Below are 12,169 nucleotides of genomic sequence, written 5' to 3'. Positions count from 1 at the left end.
TTTTTTTTTGCTGGGTTTACTTTTTGTTCACGTTTGCGGGGAGCTTTTCTGCTTGGTGGGTGATGAGGGGGTTTTAATCATCTTGCGGGCCCTAAATACGGGGGGGGCGGCCACTTTGGCCCCCGCGGCCGACTGCACAAGTACTACGGTTGCTCTCAGCCCTCGTCGGACTTCTTGAGCGCCTCCATGGCCCGCTCGGTCACATCGGTGACCTTGCCGAGCGCGGAGATGGTGACCACCAGGTCCTGTGCCCTGTAGTAGTCGATGATCGGCTCGGTCTGCGTGTGGTAGACCTCGAGCCGCGTGCGGACCGTCTCTTCGCTGTCGTCGTCGCGCTGGTACAGCTCGCCCCCGCAGGTGTCGCAGACACCCTCGGTCTTCGGCGGGTTGTACGTCACGTGGAACACGTGCGCGCTCTCGTTGCGGCAGATGCGGCGGCCCGCGATCCGCTTCACGACCTCGTCCTCGGGTACTTCGAGGTCGAGGACCGCGTCCAGCTCTACGCCCTCGTCCTTGAGCATCACATCAAGGGCTTCGGCCTGGCCCACGTTGCGCGGGAAGCCGTCGAGCAGGAAGCCGTTGACCGCGTCCGACTGGGACATCCGGTCCTTGGCCATCCCGATCGTGACCTCGTCCGGCACCAGCTGCCCCGCGTCCATGTAGGCGCGGGCCTGCTTGCCAAGGTCAGTGCCCTGGCTGATGTTGGCGCGGAAGAGGTCGCCCGTGGAGATGTGCGGAATCGACAGGTTCTTGGCAAGGTACGCAGCCTGCGTTCCCTTGCCGGCACCCGGCGGGCCGACGAGGACGATTCGCATCAGCGGAGGAACCCTTCGTAATTGCGCTGCTGGAGCTGACTCTCAATCTGCTTCACGGTCTCCAGACCCACACCCACGATGATCAGGATGCTTGTCCCGCCGAACGGGAAGTTCTGGTTGGCGCCACCGAAGCCTGCCAACGCCATCGTTGGCACAAGAGCGATCAGACCCAGGTACAGCGAGCCCGGCCAAGTGATCCTGTTGAGCACGTAGCTCAGGTACTCGGCAGTAGGTCGACCAGCCCGGATACCCGGAATGAAGCCACCATACTTCTTCATGTTGTCGGCGACTTCCTCGGGGTTGAACGAAATCGCCACATAGAAGAAGGCGAAGAAGACGATCAACAGGAAGTACGCGGTGATGTAGTACGGGTGGTCGCCCTTGACGAAGTGGTCCTTGATCCAGGTCGCCCAGCCCGCGGTGGAGTTGGAGAACTGGACGATCAGGGCCGGGATGTAGAGCAGCGAAGAAGCGAAGATGACGGGAATCACACCCGCCTGATTGACCTTCAGGGGGATGTAGGTGGACGTACCACCGTAAGACCTTCGGCCGATCATGCGCTTCGCGTACTGCACCGGGATGCGGCGCTGGGCCTGCTCGACGAAGACCACGAGGGCCACCATCACGAAGCCGATCAGGATGACGGTGCCGAACTCGATCCAGCCGTCCGCGAGCTTGCCGCTCGTCTTGATCGCCCACAGGGCGCCGGGGAAGCTGGCGGCGATCGAGATGAACATCAGGATCGACATGCCGTTGCCGATGCCGCGGTCGGTGATGAGCTCACCGAGCCACATCACGCAGGCGGTGCCGGCGGTCATCGTGGTGACCATGACGATGGTCGTGAAGATGGAGTGGTTCGGGACGATCTGGTCGGCGACCGGGCAGCCGCTGAACAGCGCGCCGCTGGTGGCCGTGGCCACCAGGCCGGTGCCCTGCAGGATGGCGAGCGCGACCGTCAGATAACGCGTGTACTGCGTGATCTTTGCCTGGCCGGACTGCCCCTCCTTCTTGAGCGCCTCGAGTCGGGGAATCACCACGGTCAGCAGCTGAAGAATGATGCTGGCCGTGATGTACGGCATGATGCCGAGCGCGAAGATCGTGATCTGCAGCAGTGCACCACCGCTGAACATGTTCACCAGGCCGAAGAGGCTGTTGTTGCCCTTGCTTGCCTGGTCAACACAGGTCTGGACGTTCTCGTAGCTCACTCCCGGGACCGGGATATGTGCCCCGAGCCGGTAGAGCACGATGATGCCGAGCGTGAAGAACAGCTTCTTGCGCAGGTCGGGCGTCTTGAACGCCCGGGCGAACGCGGTGAGCACGGTGCCTCCTGCGACCCCCGCGCAATGCGTAGAGGTGACGGTCTTGAGGATCGACGAATACGTAATAGTCAAAGGTCCCCGGACGGATGCGTCCAGGGGTTACCACAGCAACGGAGGCCACCTTACCGGCGTACATGCCCCCCTAGGAACGACCAACCGGGGATGCCCCAAATGAGAGGCATCCCCGGTCGGATGTTCAGGCCACCGAATGGTCCGAGTTGCCTCAGACGAGCTCGGTGACGGTGCCGCCCGCAGCGGCGATCTTCTCCTTGGCGGAGCCGGAGACGGCGTCAACCGAAACCTGCAGCGCCACGGAGATCTCGCCCTGTCCGAGGACCTTGACGAGGTGGTTGTTGCGCACCGCACCCTTGGCGACCAGATCGGCCACCGTGACCTCTCCACCCTGGGGGTAGAGCGTCGCGAGCTTGTCCAGGTTCACGACCTGGTACTCGGTGCGGAACGGGTTCTTGAAGCCCTTGAGCTTCGGGAGACGCATGTGGAGGGGCATCTGCCCACCCTCGAAGCGCTCCGGAACCTGGTAGCGGGCCTTGGTGCCCTTGGTGCCACGTCCGGCGGTCTTACCCTTGGACGCCTCGCCTCGACCCACACGGGTCTTGGCGGTCTTGGCGCCGGGGGCAGGCCGGAGGTCGTGGGCCTTCAGCGGCTGGTTCTCCGCCATGTCAGTCGACCTCCTCAACCGTCACGAGGTGGCGGACGGTGTTAGCCATTCCGCGGAACTCGGGGCGGTCCTCCTTGACAACCACGTCGTGCAGGCGCTTGAGCCCGAGCGAACGAAGGGTGTCGCGGTGGTTCTGCTTGCTGCCGATGTACGACTTGGTCTGCGTGATCTTGAGGCGAGCCATCACACACCCGCCGCTCGGGCACGGAGCAGAGCGGCCGGGGCCACGTCCTCGAGGGGCAGACCACGGCGAGCCGCGATCTCCTCGGGACGCTGCAGGCCCTGAAGGGCCGCCACCGTCGCGTGCACGATGTTGATCGGGTTCGAAGAACCGAGCGACTTCGACAGGATGTCGTGAACGCCGGCGCACTCCAGAACGGCGCGCACCGGGCCACCCGCGATCACACCGGTACCGGGGGAAGCAGGCTTGAGCAGGACAACGCCCGCAGCCTTCTCGCCCTGGATCGGGTGCGGGATGGTGCCCTGGATACGCGGAACCTTGAAGAAGCTCTTCTTGGCCTCTTCGACGCCCTTGGCGATGGCCGCGGGAACTTCCTTGGCCTTGCCGTATCCGACACCGACGCTGCCGTCACCGTCGCCCACCACGACCAGCGCGGTGAAGCTGAAGCGACGACCACCCTTCACGACCTTGGCGACACGGTTGATCGCGACGACGCGCTCGACGTACGCGGTCTTCTCGGCCGCAGCACCGTCACGGCCCTTCCGGTCCCGCCGCTCGCCGCCACCGGCACCGCTTCCGCGGCGCTGGGGTCCAGCCATTGGAATTACCTCTCTCTGTTACGTCCGCTGTGCGTAGGAACCGGGGCTTAGAACTTCAGCCCGGCTTCACGGGCGGCGTCAGCCAGAGCGGCAATCCGCCCGGCGTACTGGTTACCACCGCGGTCAAACACGACGGCCTCGACGCCTGCGGCCTTGGCGCGCTCGGCGACCAGGGCCCCGACCTGCTTGGCGAGGGCACTCTTGTCACCCTCGACGCCGCGGATGGAAGCGTCCAGGGTCGACGCCGACGCGAGCGTGTGGCCCGCGATGTCGTCGATGACCTGAGCGACCATGTGGCGGTTCGAACGCGTCACAACCAAGCGCGGACGCTCGGGCGAACCGGAGATGTGCTTCCGGACGCGGATGTGGCGGCGCTTGAGGGCGGCACGCTTGTAGGCGTCGCCCTTGGCAATCTTTACACCGTATGCCATGGCTTACTTACCCGCCTTTCCGACCTTGCGGCGGATAACCTCGCCGGCGTACTTGACGCCCTTGGCCTTGTACGGGTCGGGCTTCCGCAGCTTGCGGATCTTCGCCGAAACCTCGCCGACCTTCTGCTTGTCGATGCCCTCGACAGTGAACTTCGTGGGCGACTCGACCTTGAAGGTGATGCCTTCGGGGGCCTCGATGAGGATCGGGTGGCTGTAGCCCAGGGCGAACTCCAGGTTGGAGCCCTTCGCCTGGACGCGGTAACCGACACCGCTGATCTCGAGCGCCTTGATGTATCCCGTGGTCACGCCGGTGATCATGTTCGCCACCAGCGTGCGGGACAGGCCGTGAAGGGCCTTGTTCTGACGCTCGTCGTTCGGGCGGGCGACGTTCAGGACGCCGTCCTCACCCTTGGTGACCTCGATCGGCGCGGCAACGGTGTGCGAGAGGGAACCCTTGGGGCCCTTCACCGCGACCGTCTGGCCATCGATGGTGACGTCCACACCGGCGGGAACCTGGATGGGGAGCTTGCCGATTCGCGACATGAGCTTTTCCTCCGTTCCCGACTACCAGACGTAGGCGAGGACTTCCCCACCTACGCCCTTCTTGCTGGCCTGCTGGCCGGTCAGGAGACCGTGGGACGTGGAGATGATCGCCACGCCCAGGCCGCCCAGGACCTTCGGCAGATTGGTGGACTTTGCGTATACACGCAGACCCGGCTTCGAGATTCGCTTGATGCCGGCGATCGAGCGCTCGCGGTTCGGCCCGAACTTCAGGTCGAGAACGAGGCTCTTACCGACCTCGGCGTCCTCGACCTTCCAGCCGGTGATGAAGCCCTCCTGCTGGAGGATCTCCGCGATGTGCGACTTGATCTTGCTGTGCGGCATCTTGACGTCGTCGTGATACGCCGAGTTCGCGTTACGCAGACGCGTGAGCATGTCTGCGATGGGATCAGTCATGGTCATGAGTTGGCCTTCGGCCTCTCTCGCCGGGGTTTCCTGTATGCGCCATCCCTCTCCCCACTCAGTGGCGGGACGGGTGCGGTGCGGGGACCTACGGCGTAGTAAGTCGGTCTAGGGCGGCAGGCGCCCAACCACACAAGCCTACGGCATGTGCGGGCGGGCTCCTGCCGACCAGATACTTACCGAGAGCTTCCGGATAATCCCAACGCCCAAGGGGCGAAGGAGGATTACCAGGAGCTCTTGGTCACGCCCGGCAGCTCGCCACGGTGAGCCATCTCACGAAGGCACACGCGGCACAGGCCGAACTTGCGGTAGACGGAGTGGGGCCGGCCGCAGCGCTGGCAGCGGGTGTACCCGCGGACGCCGAACTTCGGCTTGCGGGCGGCCTTAGCGATCAGGGACTTCTTCGCCACGGTCAGTTCTCCTTGAACGGGAAGCCGAGGTGACGAAGGAGGGCACGACCCTCGTCGTCATTGGTCGCCGTGGTGACCACGGTGATGTCCATGCCCCGGACCCGGTCGATCTTGTCCTGGTCGATCTCGTGGAACATGACCTGCTCCGTGAGACCGAAGGTGTAGTTGCCACGGCCGTCGAACTGCTTCGGCGACAGACCACGGAAGTCACGGATACGCGGCAGCGCGAGCGACAGCGTACGGTCCAGGAACTCCCACATGCGGTCACCACGGAGGGTGACGTGGCAGCCGATCGGCTGCCCCTCGCGCAGCTTGAACTGCGCGATCGACTTGCGGGCCTTGGTGACGGCCGGCTTCTGGCCGGTGATCGTGGTGAGGTCGCGCACGGCGCCATCGATCAGCTTGGAGTCGCGGGCGGCGTCGCCCACACCCATGTTGACCACGATCTTGACCAGGCCGGGGATCTGCATGACGTTCTCGTAGGAGAACTCCTCACGCAGCTTGCCGGCGATTTCCTCGCGGTAGCGCGTCTTGAGACGCGGCGCTGTGGTGGTAGTCATCAGATGTCCTCACCGGTGCGCTTGGCAACGCGGATCTTGTTGCCCTCGTCGTCAAAGCGGTAGCCGACGCGAGTAACGACCTTGTTGCCGTCCTTCTCAACAACCAGCTGCACGTTGCTGATGTGGACGGGGGCCTCGGTCGTCACAATGCCACCGGTCTGCGAACCGCGAGCGGTCTGACCGGCCTTCGTGTGCTTCTTGACCCGGTTGACACCCTCGACGAGGACGCGGTCCTGAGCAGGGTAGGCAACGATGACCTTGCCCTGCTTGCCCTTGTCCTTACCGGTGATGACCTGAACCAGGTCGCCCTTCTTGATCTTCATGCTTACAGCACCTCCGGCGCGAGCGAGATGATCTTCATGAACTTCTTCTCGCGCAGCTCACGGCCCACCGGGCCGAAGATACGGGTGCCGCGGGGGTCGCCGTCGTTCTTCAGAATGACGGCGGCGTTCTCGTCGAAGCGGATGTACGAGCCATCCTGGCGACGACGCTCCTTGACGGTGCGAACGATGACGGCCTTGACGACGTCACCCTTCTTCACGTTGCCACCGGGGATCGCGTCCTTGACGGTAGCGACGATGACGTCACCGATGCCCGCGTAGCGGCGACCCGAACCACCGAGAACACGGATGGTGAGAATTTCCTTCGCACCCGTGTTGTCGGCGACGCGAAGTCGCGACTCCTGCTGGATCACGTCTATCTCCTGATCGTCTGCCGGTTCCCGGTGGGGAGCTCCGTAAGTGACTTACGAAGGCTCCCCACCGAGCCTGGCGGAACCTGCCTGAGGGGAATGCCCCTCAGGAATTACTTGGCCTTCTCGAGGATCTCGACGACGCGCCACCGCTTCGTGGCGGACAGCGGCCGGGTCTCCATGAGGATGACACGGTCGCCGACGCCGGCGGCGTTCTGCTCGTCGTGAGCCTTGAGCTTGTTCGTACGGCGGATGACCTTGCCGTACAGCGCGTGCTTGACGCGGTCCTCAACAGCGACGACGACGGTCTTGTCCATCTTGTCGCTGACGACCAGACCCTCACGGGTCTTGCGGAAACCGCGGTCAGTGTTCGTCTCAGTCACAGTCTTCTCGCTCATCAGACGCTCTCCACCGTCTCGATGCCGAGCTCGCGCTCGCGCATCAGGGTGTAGATCCGGGCGATGTCCTTACGGACGGACTTGAGCCGGCCGTGGTTCTCGAGCTGTCCGGTCGCCGCCTGGAAACGGAGGTTGAACAGCTCTTCCTTGGCCTCGCGGAGCTTGTTGAGGAGCTCCTCGTTGCCCAGCTCGCGCAGCTCGGACGCCTTGGTACCGGCCGACATCACGACTCACCTGCCTCGCGCCGAACGATCCGGCACTTCATCGGAAGCTTGTGAGCAGCGCGGGTGAGCGCCTCACGAGCAATCTTCTCGTTCGGGTAGGACAGCTCGAACATCACCCGACCCGGCTTGACGTTCGCGATCCACCACTCGGGAGAACCCTTACCGGAACCCATGCGGGTCTCGGCAGGCTTCTTCGTCAGGGGACGGTCCGGGTAGATGTTGATCCAGACCTTGCCGCCACGCTTGATGTGACGGGTCATCGCGATACGAGCGGACTCGATCTGACGGTTCGTCACGTACGCCGGGGTCAGCGCCTGGATGCCGTACTCGCCGAACGCAACCTGCGTGCCACCCTTGGACATACCGCTGCGCTTCGGGTGGTGCTGCTTGCGGTGCTTGACCCTACGGGGGATCAGCATTTCGGTCAGGCCTCCGTTCCGGTGCTCTCAGCAGCCGGAGCAGCGGCGGGCGCCTCGGCCTTGGGGGCCTCGGCGGCCGGAGCCGACTGCTGCGGCTTGCGGCCGCGACCGCCACGCTCGCCACCACGGCCACCGCGGCCGGCCGGACGGTCAGCGCCGCCACGGGCCGGGCGGTTGCCCGCACGGGCAGCAGCGTTCTCGGCGCGGACCTCGGCGATGTTCTTGACGTCGCCCTTGTAGATCCAGACCTTCACGCCGATACGGCCGAAGGTCGTCTTGGCCTCGAAGAAGCCGTAGTCGACGTTCGCACGGAGGGTGTGCAGGGGCACACGGCCCTCGCGGTAGAACTCCGAGCGGGACATCTCGGCGCCGCCGAGACGACCGCCGCACTGGATCTTGATGCCCTTGGCGCCGGCCTTCATCGTGCTCTGCATGCTCTTGCGCATGGCACGACGGAAGGAGACGCGGGAGGAGAGCTGCTCGGCGACGGCCTGGGCCACCAGCTGAGCGTCCACCTCGGGGTTCTTGACCTCGAGGATGTTCAGCTGGACCTGCTTGCCGGTCAGCTTCTCCAGCTCGCCACGGATGCGGTCGGCCTCGGCGCCGCGGCGGCCGATGACGATGCCCGGGCGGGCGGTGTGGATGTCAACGCGGACGCGGTCGCGGGTGCGCTCGATCTCTACCTTCGAGATGCCGGCCCGCTCCATGCCCTTCGTCATCATGCGACGAATGGCGACGTCTTCCTTGACGTAGTCCTTGTACAGCTTGTCGGCGTACCAACGGGACTTGAAGTCCGTGGTAATGCCGAGCCGGAACCCATGCGGGTTAACCTTCTGGCCCATTACCGGGTTCCTTCCTTGCTGCTGACGACCACGGTGATGTGGCTGGTCCGCTTACGGATCCGGTAGGCACGGCCCTGAGCACGCGGACGGAACCGCTTCAGGGTCGGACCCTCGTCCACAAACGCCTCGCTGATGACCAGCGAAGAAGCGTCGGGGTGGTCGTAGTTGTGTGCAGCGTTGGCGATGGCGCTGTCAAGCACCTTGCCAACCGGCACGCTCGCGGCCTGCGGGGCGAAACGCAGGACCGCCTGAGCCTCCGTGGCATCCATGCCACGGATGAGGTCCACCACTCGGCGGGCCTTCATGGGCGTGACGCGGATGTACCGCGCCTGGGCCCTGGCTTCCATGGTTGTCCCTTCGGTGTGAGTCATAGTCGTTTCCACCCCGCGCTAGCGGCGCTTCGACTTCCGGTCGTCCTTGACGTGGCCGCGGAAGGTGCGAGTCGGCGAGAACTCGCCGAGCTTGTGGCCGACCATCGACTCGGTGACGAACACCGGGACGTGGATCTTGCCGTTGTGCACCGCGATGGTGTGACCCAGCATGGCCGGGATGATCATCGAGCGACGGGACCAGGTCTTGATGACGTTCTTGGTGCCAGCTTCGTTCTGGACGTCCACCTTCTTGACGAGGTGGCCGTCGACGAAGGGCCCCTTCTTGAGACTGCGCGGCATCTAAACCCGCTCCTAGCGCTTCTTGTTCGTCTTGCGGCGGCGGACGATGTACTTGCTCGATGCCTTCTTCGGCGAGCGAGTACGACCCTCCTTCTGACCCCACGGCGAGACCGGGTGACGTCCACCGGAGGTCTTGCCTTCACCACCACCGTGCGGGTGGTCGACCGGGTTCATCGCAACACCGCGGACGGACGGGCGAACGCCCTTCCAGCGCATGCGACCGGCCTTGCCCCAGTTGATGTTCGACTGCTCGGCGTTGCCGACCTCACCGATCGTGGCGCGGCAGCGGGCGTCGACCAGGCGGATCTCACCCGACGGCATACGAAGGTGGGCCATGGTGCCCTCCTTCGCCAGCAGCTGCACGGAGGCACCCGCGGAACGGGCGAACTTCGCGCCGCCGCCGGGCCGCAGCTCGATGGCGTGGATGGTCGTACCGACCGGGATGTTGCGCAGCGCCAGGTTGTTGCCGGGCTTGATGTCGGCGGCCGGGCCGTTCTCGACACGGTCGCCCTGCGCCAGGCCACGCGGCGCGACGATGTAGCGCTTCTCGCCGTCGGCGTAGTGCAGGAGCGCGATGCGCGCGGTGCGGTTCGGGTCGTACTCGATGTGCGCGACCTTGGCCGGCACGCCGTCCTTGTCGTGACGACGGAAGTCGATCACGCGGTAGGCGCGCTTGTGGCCACCACCCTGGTGGCGAACGGTCACACGACCGGTGTTGTTACGGCCGCCCTTGCTGTGCAGGGGGCGGACCAGCGACTTCTCCGGCGTGGACCGCGTGATCTCGACAAAGTCGGCGACGCTGGAGCCACGACGGCCCGGGGTCGTCGGCTTGTACTTGCGGATACCCATTTCTCAGTCCTCGTCCGATTCCGGACGACTCGACCTCCGTTAGGAGGTCGGGCCGCCGAAGATGTCGATTCGGTCGCCCTCAGCGAGGGTCACGATGGCGCGCTTGGTGTCAGCGCGCTTGCCGAAACCGGTCTTGGTGCGCTTGCGCTTACCCTGCCGGTTGATCGTGTTGACCCCGGTGACCTTGACCGAGAAGACCGCTTCCACGGCCTGCTTGATCTGGGTCTTGTTGGAGCCGGGTGCGACGATGAACGTGTACTTGTTCTCGTCGAGCAGCGCGTAGCTCTTCTCCGAAACAACCGGCTTGACGAGAACGTCACGCGGGTCGGAGTAGGTCTTGCTGGTAACGGTCGCCTCACTCATCAGGCGTCGCTCCCTTCGGTCTCAGCGGTCTGGGGGCCAGACACGAAGGACTCGAAAGCGGCCTGGGTGAAGACCACGTCGTCAGAGACGATCACGTCGTACGTGTTCAGCTGGCCCGGGTCCAGGATGTGCACCTGGGGCAGGTTGCGCGCGGAGAGCCACGCGGCCTCGTCGTTGCGGTCGACGACCAGGAGCACGTTCTTGCGCTCCGAGATCTTGCCGAACAGCGTCTTGGCGGCCTTCGTGGACACTGCGGCACCCTCGACCACGCCGGTGACGACGTGGATGCGGGAGTGACGCGCCCGGTCGGAGAGGGCACCGCGCAGGGCGGCGGCCTTCATCTTCTTCGGGGTGCGCTGCGAGTAGTCACGCGGCTGCGGGCCGTGGACGACGCCACCGCCGACGAACTGCGGCGCGCGGGTCGAACCCTGGCGCGCACGGCCGGTGCCCTTCTGGCGGTAAGGCTTGCGCCCACCACCACGGACTTCGCCGCGACGCTTGGTCTTGTGCGTGCCCTGACGGGCAGCTGCCAGCTGAGCGACAACGACCTGGTGGATCAGCGGAACGCTGGTCTTCGCGTCGAAGATCTCCGCGGGGAGCTCGACGGTACCGGCCTTGTCGCCTGCCGGCGAAAGGATGTCAATGGTGCTCATTACCTCAAGCCCCCTTGGCCGCGGTACGGACCAGGACGAGGCCGCCGTTCGGACCGGGGACCGCGCCCTTGATGAGGAGCAGACCCTTCTCCGCGTCAACCGCGTGGATGGTCAGGTTCTGGGTGGTGACGCGCTCGTTACCCATCCGGCCGGCCATGCGCATGCCCTTGAAGACACGCCCAGGGGTGGCGCAGCCACCGATCGAACCGGGGGAACGGTGCTTGCGCTGGACGCCGTGGCCGGCGCCGAGGCCCTTGAAGTTGTGACGCTTCATGACACCGGCGAAGCCCTTGCCCTTGCTCTTGCCCGTGACGTCAACCTTGACGCCGGACTCGAACACCTCGGCAGTGACCTCCTGGCCCAGCGTGTACTCGCTGGCGTCAGGGGTGCGGAGCTCCACCAGGTGGCGGCGCGGAGTCACGTCGGCCTTGGCGAAGTGGCCCTTGAGGGGCTTGTTCACCTTGCGCGGGTCGATCTCGCCGAAGGCGATCTGGACCGACTCGTAGCCGTCGCTGTCGTTCGTGCGGACCTGCGTCACGACGCACGGACCGGCCTTGACGACGGTCACCGGGACAACCCGGTTGTTCTCGTCCCAGACCTGGGTCATGCCGAGCTTCTCGCCCAGGACGCCCTTGATGTTCTTGCTCATCTCGGCCCGTCCCCTCAGAGCTTGATCTCGATGTCGACGCCAGCCGGCAGGTCGAGGCGCATCAGCGAGTCAACCGTCTTCGGCGTGGGGTCGAGAATGTCGATGAGGCGCTTGTGCGTGCGCATCTCGAAGTGCTCGCGAGAGTCCTTGTACTTGTGCGGCGACTTGATGACGCAGTACACGTTCTTCTCAGTGGGCAGCGGCACCGGGCCTGCGACCGACGCACCAGTGCGGGTCACCGTCTCGACGATCTTCTTCGCCGAGGAGTCGATGACCTCGTGGTCGTAGGCCTTGAGCCGGATGCGGATCTTCTGTCCCGCCATGGCTACTAGTAGTCCTGTCTCTCGTAACGCTCTGGAACCCGGGGTTCTGATTACTCCGCCTCCGACCCACGCGGTCGGGCGTGTCGCATCCCCTCTACGAAAATCTTCCGGAGAAGATCCCAACCAAGGG

The 12,169-nt window shown here is 64.9% G+C and carries 23 protein-coding genes; all 23 read right to left on the bottom strand.

Translation table 11 applies throughout. The features are described from left to right. Positions 1-155: 155 nt before the first annotated feature. The 23 genes from ACFVW8_RS01630 to rpsJ all read right to left on the bottom strand — a co-directional run bounded on the left by ACFVW8_RS01630 (position 156) and on the right by rpsJ (position 12,039). Positions 156-815: an adenylate kinase gene (locus ACFVW8_RS01630; protein WP_389685540.1), complete on the bottom strand. Its 660-nt coding sequence runs from the start codon at positions 813-815 to the stop codon at positions 156-158. Continuing rightward, positions 815-2,134, bottom strand: coding sequence for a preprotein translocase subunit SecY (secY, locus tag ACFVW8_RS01625; RefSeq protein ID WP_384123298.1), 1,320 nt, complete (start codon positions 2,132-2,134; stop codon positions 815-817). The genes ACFVW8_RS01630 and secY overlap by 1 nt, the downstream gene beginning before the upstream one ends. Before the next feature lie 223 nt (positions 2,135-2,357). Continuing rightward, a complete protein-coding gene (rplO, locus tag ACFVW8_RS01620; RefSeq protein ID WP_123524185.1) occupies positions 2,358-2,813 on the bottom strand; it encodes a 50S ribosomal protein L15 in 456 nt (151 codons plus the stop codon). Between the two features lies 1 nt (position 2,814). Beyond that, the gene (gene rpmD / locus ACFVW8_RS01615; RefSeq protein ID WP_024491595.1) at positions 2,815-2,997 is read right to left on the bottom strand and encodes a 50S ribosomal protein L30; all 183 of its coding nucleotides are present in this window, start codon (positions 2,995-2,997) and stop codon (positions 2,815-2,817) included. Continuing rightward, positions 2,997-3,593, bottom strand: coding sequence for a 30S ribosomal protein S5 (rpsE, locus tag ACFVW8_RS01610; RefSeq protein WP_384123300.1), 597 nt, complete (start codon positions 3,591-3,593; stop codon positions 2,997-2,999). Before rpsE ends, rpmD begins: the two co-directional genes overlap by 1 nt. Before the next feature lie 47 nt (positions 3,594-3,640). After that, on the bottom strand, positions 3,641-4,024 hold the full coding sequence (rplR, locus tag ACFVW8_RS01605) for a 50S ribosomal protein L18 (RefSeq protein WP_024491593.1): 384 nt from the start codon (positions 4,022-4,024) through the stop codon (positions 3,641-3,643). Positions 4,025-4,027: 3 nt separating this feature from the next. Further along, the gene (gene rplF / locus ACFVW8_RS01600; protein ID WP_389685539.1) at positions 4,028-4,567 is read right to left on the bottom strand and encodes a 50S ribosomal protein L6; all 540 of its coding nucleotides are present in this window, start codon (positions 4,565-4,567) and stop codon (positions 4,028-4,030) included. A gap of 21 nt (positions 4,568-4,588) precedes the next feature. After that, positions 4,589-4,987: a 30S ribosomal protein S8 gene (gene rpsH, locus ACFVW8_RS01595; RefSeq protein WP_024491591.1), complete on the bottom strand. Its 399-nt coding sequence runs from the start codon at positions 4,985-4,987 to the stop codon at positions 4,589-4,591. Positions 4,988-5,211: 224 nt separating this feature from the next. Beyond that, positions 5,212-5,397, bottom strand: a complete 186-nt coding sequence (locus ACFVW8_RS01590) for a type Z 30S ribosomal protein S14 (RefSeq protein WP_024491590.1) — start codon at positions 5,395-5,397, stop codon at positions 5,212-5,214. A 2-nt stretch (positions 5,398-5,399) separates the two neighbouring features. Further along, the gene (rplE, locus tag ACFVW8_RS01585; RefSeq protein WP_018550615.1) at positions 5,400-5,957 is read right to left on the bottom strand and encodes a 50S ribosomal protein L5; all 558 of its coding nucleotides are present in this window, start codon (positions 5,955-5,957) and stop codon (positions 5,400-5,402) included. Further along, positions 5,957-6,280 carry a 50S ribosomal protein L24 gene (gene rplX, locus ACFVW8_RS01580; RefSeq protein ID WP_389685538.1) on the bottom strand — a complete coding sequence of 108 codons (324 nt, stop codon included), beginning with the start codon at positions 6,278-6,280 and terminating at the stop codon, positions 5,957-5,959. The genes rplE and rplX overlap by 1 nt, the downstream gene beginning before the upstream one ends. 2 nt (positions 6,281-6,282) lie before the next feature. Continuing rightward, positions 6,283-6,651 (bottom strand): 50S ribosomal protein L14, encoded by a 369-nt coding sequence (gene rplN, locus ACFVW8_RS01575; protein ID WP_003966950.1) that lies wholly within the window; start codon positions 6,649-6,651, stop codon positions 6,283-6,285. Between the two features lie 110 nt (positions 6,652-6,761). Continuing rightward, positions 6,762-7,046: a 30S ribosomal protein S17 gene (rpsQ, locus tag ACFVW8_RS01570; RefSeq protein WP_024494977.1), complete on the bottom strand. Its 285-nt coding sequence runs from the start codon at positions 7,044-7,046 to the stop codon at positions 6,762-6,764. Continuing rightward, positions 7,046-7,270, bottom strand: a complete 225-nt coding sequence (gene rpmC, locus ACFVW8_RS01565; RefSeq protein ID WP_014047786.1) for a 50S ribosomal protein L29 — start codon at positions 7,268-7,270, stop codon at positions 7,046-7,048. Before rpmC ends, rpsQ begins: the two co-directional genes overlap by 1 nt. Further along, positions 7,270-7,689, bottom strand: a complete 420-nt coding sequence (rplP, locus tag ACFVW8_RS01560; RefSeq protein WP_003966953.1) for a 50S ribosomal protein L16 — start codon at positions 7,687-7,689, stop codon at positions 7,270-7,272. The genes rpmC and rplP overlap by 1 nt, the downstream gene beginning before the upstream one ends. Before the next feature lie 5 nt (positions 7,690-7,694). Then, positions 7,695-8,531: a 30S ribosomal protein S3 gene (gene rpsC / locus ACFVW8_RS01555; RefSeq protein ID WP_250968190.1), complete on the bottom strand. Its 837-nt coding sequence runs from the start codon at positions 8,529-8,531 to the stop codon at positions 7,695-7,697. Next, positions 8,531-8,878: a 50S ribosomal protein L22 gene (gene rplV, locus ACFVW8_RS01550; RefSeq protein WP_073733141.1), complete on the bottom strand. Its 348-nt coding sequence runs from the start codon at positions 8,876-8,878 to the stop codon at positions 8,531-8,533. The genes rpsC and rplV overlap by 1 nt, the downstream gene beginning before the upstream one ends. 42 nt (positions 8,879-8,920) lie before the next feature. Next, positions 8,921-9,202 (bottom strand): 30S ribosomal protein S19, encoded by a 282-nt coding sequence (gene rpsS / locus ACFVW8_RS01545; RefSeq protein ID WP_015610726.1) that lies wholly within the window; start codon positions 9,200-9,202, stop codon positions 8,921-8,923. Between the two features lie 12 nt (positions 9,203-9,214). Next, a complete protein-coding gene (rplB, locus tag ACFVW8_RS01540; protein ID WP_123461066.1) occupies positions 9,215-10,051 on the bottom strand; it encodes a 50S ribosomal protein L2 in 837 nt (278 codons plus the stop codon). 39 nt (positions 10,052-10,090) lie between these two features. Then, a complete protein-coding gene (gene rplW / locus ACFVW8_RS01535; protein WP_014154589.1) occupies positions 10,091-10,414 on the bottom strand; it encodes a 50S ribosomal protein L23 in 324 nt (107 codons plus the stop codon). Beyond that, positions 10,414-11,067: a 50S ribosomal protein L4 gene (rplD, locus tag ACFVW8_RS01530; protein ID WP_389685537.1), complete on the bottom strand. Its 654-nt coding sequence runs from the start codon at positions 11,065-11,067 to the stop codon at positions 10,414-10,416. Before rplD ends, rplW begins: the two co-directional genes overlap by 1 nt. Positions 11,068-11,071: 4 nt before the next feature. Continuing rightward, the gene (gene rplC, locus ACFVW8_RS01525; RefSeq protein WP_014154591.1) at positions 11,072-11,716 is read right to left on the bottom strand and encodes a 50S ribosomal protein L3; all 645 of its coding nucleotides are present in this window, start codon (positions 11,714-11,716) and stop codon (positions 11,072-11,074) included. Positions 11,717-11,730: 14 nt separating this feature from the next. After that, a complete protein-coding gene (rpsJ, locus tag ACFVW8_RS01520) occupies positions 11,731-12,039 on the bottom strand; it encodes a 30S ribosomal protein S10 (RefSeq protein ID WP_003948644.1) in 309 nt (102 codons plus the stop codon). Positions 12,040-12,169: the final 130 nt, after the last annotated feature.

Origin of the sequence: Streptomyces sp. NPDC058221, from assembly GCF_042882365.1 — a bacterium.
GTDB lineage: Bacteria > Actinomycetota > Actinomycetes > Streptomycetales > Streptomycetaceae > Streptomyces.
This window is presented reverse-complemented; position numbering and strand designations above follow the sequence as displayed.

What these genes read in the sequence shown, in the direction of transcription:
- ACFVW8_RS01630 (WP_389685540.1), bottom strand. Translation starts at nt 815, where the DNA reads ATGCGAATCGTCCTCGTCGGCCCGCCGGGTGCCGGCAAGGGAACGCAG.
- rplO (WP_123524185.1), bottom strand. Translation starts at nt 2,813, where the DNA reads ATGGCGGAGAACCAGCCGCTGAAGGCCCACGACCTCCGGCCTGCCCCC.
- rpmD (WP_024491595.1), bottom strand. Translation starts at nt 2,997, where the DNA reads ATGGCTCGCCTCAAGATCACGCAGACCAAGTCGTACATCGGCAGCAAG.
- rpsE (WP_384123300.1), bottom strand. Translation starts at nt 3,593, where the DNA reads ATGGCTGGACCCCAGCGCCGCGGAAGCGGTGCCGGTGGCGGCGAGCGG.
- rplR (WP_024491593.1), bottom strand. Translation starts at nt 4,024, where the DNA reads ATGGCATACGGTGTAAAGATTGCCAAGGGCGACGCCTACAAGCGTGCC.
- rplF (WP_389685539.1), bottom strand. Translation starts at nt 4,567, where the DNA reads ATGTCGCGAATCGGCAAGCTCCCCATCCAGGTTCCCGCCGGTGTGGAC.
- rpsH (WP_024491591.1), bottom strand. Translation starts at nt 4,987, where the DNA reads ATGACCATGACTGATCCCATCGCAGACATGCTCACGCGTCTGCGTAAC.
- rplE (WP_018550615.1), bottom strand. Translation starts at nt 5,957, where the DNA reads ATGACTACCACCACAGCGCCGCGTCTCAAGACGCGCTACCGCGAGGAA.
- rplX (WP_389685538.1), bottom strand. Translation starts at nt 6,280, where the DNA reads ATGAAGATCAAGAAGGGCGACCTGGTTCAGGTCATCACCGGTAAGGAC.
- rpsQ (WP_024494977.1), bottom strand. Translation starts at nt 7,046, where the DNA reads ATGAGCGAGAAGACTGTGACTGAGACGAACACTGACCGCGGTTTCCGC.
- rpmC (WP_014047786.1), bottom strand. Translation starts at nt 7,270, where the DNA reads ATGTCGGCCGGTACCAAGGCGTCCGAGCTGCGCGAGCTGGGCAACGAG.
- rplP (WP_003966953.1), bottom strand. Translation starts at nt 7,689, where the DNA reads ATGCTGATCCCCCGTAGGGTCAAGCACCGCAAGCAGCACCACCCGAAG.
- rpsC (WP_250968190.1), bottom strand. Translation starts at nt 8,531, where the DNA reads ATGGGCCAGAAGGTTAACCCGCATGGGTTCCGGCTCGGCATTACCACG.
- rplV (WP_073733141.1), bottom strand. Translation starts at nt 8,878, where the DNA reads ATGGAAGCCAGGGCCCAGGCGCGGTACATCCGCGTCACGCCCATGAAG.
- rpsS (WP_015610726.1), bottom strand. Translation starts at nt 9,202, where the DNA reads ATGCCGCGCAGTCTCAAGAAGGGGCCCTTCGTCGACGGCCACCTCGTC.
- rplB (WP_123461066.1), bottom strand. Translation starts at nt 10,051, where the DNA reads ATGGGTATCCGCAAGTACAAGCCGACGACCCCGGGCCGTCGTGGCTCC.
- rplW (WP_014154589.1), bottom strand. Translation starts at nt 10,414, where the DNA reads ATGAGTGAGGCGACCGTTACCAGCAAGACCTACTCCGACCCGCGTGAC.
- rplD (WP_389685537.1), bottom strand. Translation starts at nt 11,067, where the DNA reads ATGAGCACCATTGACATCCTTTCGCCGGCAGGCGACAAGGCCGGTACC.
- rplC (WP_014154591.1), bottom strand. Translation starts at nt 11,716, where the DNA reads ATGAGCAAGAACATCAAGGGCGTCCTGGGCGAGAAGCTCGGCATGACC.
- rpsJ (WP_003948644.1), bottom strand. Translation starts at nt 12,039, where the DNA reads ATGGCGGGACAGAAGATCCGCATCCGGCTCAAGGCCTACGACCACGAG.